The organism is Peptoniphilus sp., assembly GCF_022767005.1.
In the GTDB taxonomy this organism is placed as follows: domain Bacteria; phylum Bacillota; class Clostridia; order Tissierellales; family Peptoniphilaceae; genus Peptoniphilus_A.
Window position 1 is genome coordinate 1 of record NZ_JALEOV010000032.1, and the last position, 2,338, is coordinate 2,338.

3 protein-coding genes are annotated in these 2,338 nt (G+C 30.7%); all 3 read left to right on the forward strand.

Annotation, left to right across the window (positions count from 1 at the left end):
* Positions 1-1,018, forward strand: a 1,018-nt coding sequence (locus MR285_RS02420; protein ID WP_293557664.1) for a hypothetical protein, incomplete at its 5' end; no start/stop codon positions are given.
* Positions 1,015-1,653, forward strand: coding sequence for a hypothetical protein (locus tag MR285_RS02425; protein ID WP_293557666.1), 639 nt, complete (start codon positions 1,015-1,017; stop codon positions 1,651-1,653). The genes MR285_RS02420 and MR285_RS02425, both read left to right, overlap by 4 nt.
* A 14-nt stretch (positions 1,654-1,667) precedes the next feature.
* Positions 1,668-2,338, forward strand: a 671-nt coding sequence (locus MR285_RS02430) for a hypothetical protein (RefSeq protein ID WP_293557668.1), incomplete at its 3' end; no start/stop codon positions are given.

Genomic DNA, 2,338 nt, shown 5'->3' on the forward strand with positions numbered 1-2,338 from the left:
TAGGTATGAACTCTTAAATAAGAATAATTTAAAAATAGGAGATCTGGACATGATGTCTGGATCTATTGATTGTAAAGCTGATGCAAAGATTAAGAAGAGTGGAAGTTTTCAAATTTCAGAAAGTATTTTCAAGGACATAGACTATCTCAATGATAGGATATGTCCTTATATAATTATTGATGGAACAAGTTACCCACTTGGTGTATTTCTCATATCTGGGAAAGATAGACAAAAGAAAAACGGTGCTATTTATAGGAATATTGAAGCTTTTGATTTAACGCAAATACTTTTAGAAGATAAAATTTTAGACAGATATTATGTTAAAAAAGGGACGAGTTATCATACTTTGATAAAGCAACTGATTGAGAGTGCTGGAGTTTTTCAAACTCAAATTGTTTACACTGATTTAAAAGTACAAAGAGATAGAGAGTTTGAATTGGGTACTTCAAAGATTGATATTATAAATGCTCTCTTAGAAGAAATAAATTATACTAACGTTTATGTTGATGAAAGAGGATTTGTAAGTGCTAAACCTTATATTATTCCTACGCTTAGAGAAATCCAGCATAGATATGTCGTTGGGGAGAATTTAAAAATTCAAAAGGATAGCCTTAGAGAAGAGCTTGATATTTTTAATACACCTAATGTTTATGTCGGTGTAGTTAGCAATAGTGAACAAGAAACTTTTAAAGCAATTTATATAAATGATAATCCCACTAGTCCATTAAGCACCGTTTCAAGGAATAGGAACATAGTAAAAGTAATAAATGTTTCTGACATAGCAAACCCAAATGTTCTTGAAGGATATATAAAAAGAGTTGCTTACGAGGAGTCGAATGCTTACTCAGTAATAAGTTTTCAAACTTTAAATGAACCTGGGCATTCTTTTGGAGATTGTATTTATATAAAAGATAAGAATTTCAATTTAGGTCATAAATACATTGAAACTGGATGGAGTATGGAATTAAAAGCGGGGGCTACAATGAGTCACACAGCAAGGAGGATTGTTATTTTATGAATAAAATGGCTGAAGTAGTAGGTCTTTTTGAAAATGGAACTGCTAAAGTAAGATTTGATGGAGAAGAAGCTCCCTCTGAAAAAGAGTATGGCTTCCTAAGACACTATGTTCCAAAAGTTGGGGATAAAGTTTTTATGATGGAATTTAATGGATCTTATATTATTTTTGATGCTGTAGACTATCAAGTTCCTGCTCAAAAACCGATTAATTTGAATTACATTAAGGGGAACACAGTAATCGAAGGTAACTTGACACTAAAGGGTGGACCTACAACTGTTGAAGCTGTAAATGGTAAATTTACTAAGATTGAAGCGAAGAATATAGAAGAGAAGTTTGATGATTACAGGGAACTTATAGACACAAACATAAAAGAAATAAATGAAGTAAAAACAGCAGCAACTAAATCACAAGACACAGCTGATGAAGGTAAAAGGTTAGCCACTCAAGCACAAAGTGCGGCTGATAGTGCTCAAAGGACCGCAAATAGCGCTAAAACCACAGCCGATAATGCACAGAGTACAGCAAACAGCGCAAGGAGTACAGCTACTCAGTTACAAGGTTCCATATCTAGTATAAACACACAAATTAGTAATATTAATATCCAAATTTCCATGTTAAAAGCTAAGATTCGATAGGGAGGTGTTCAAAATTGCAAAATAAAATTTTTAGATTTAACTTAGACATCAAGGAAAAAGAATTTAAGACAGATTTCAACCTAGTACAACTAGACAATACTTCTATGTTGGTAATTAAATTATTTGATGAAGGAAACAAGTTAGAAACTACTAAAGAAGATAGAGCAGAAATTGCAATAGATAAAAACGATAATACATTTTGCGTTTTACCGTGTAATTTATATGAAAATGAAGTAAATTGCACTTTAGATTCAAACGCATTAGCTTCGCCAGGTTGGACAAACTGTGAAATTAGAATACTTAACGAAGGCAAAGTCTTAACATCTGCTAGATTTAAAATTTATATTAGAGAAAATATTGTAAATAATGAAAAAATTAAATCTACAACAGAGTACAAAGCTTTAGATGGACTTATCAATGAAGCTAAAAGTATGCAGGAAAGCTTAAAAAAAGGCGAAACTGTAATTGGAGATGTAAATAAGATTAAAGAAAATCTTACAGAAATAAAAGAATCTATTCTTAATAAGAGCAAAGAAATTGATAATAATTTGACAGTTGCTGATGAAAAAATAAATTTAATTAAAACTTATATATCAAAATCTGAAACTGCAATTAATAATTTGGCTAACAATCAAAACAAAATTGATAGTTTATCCAATCTATTAAAAGAATTAGAAAAGATTAA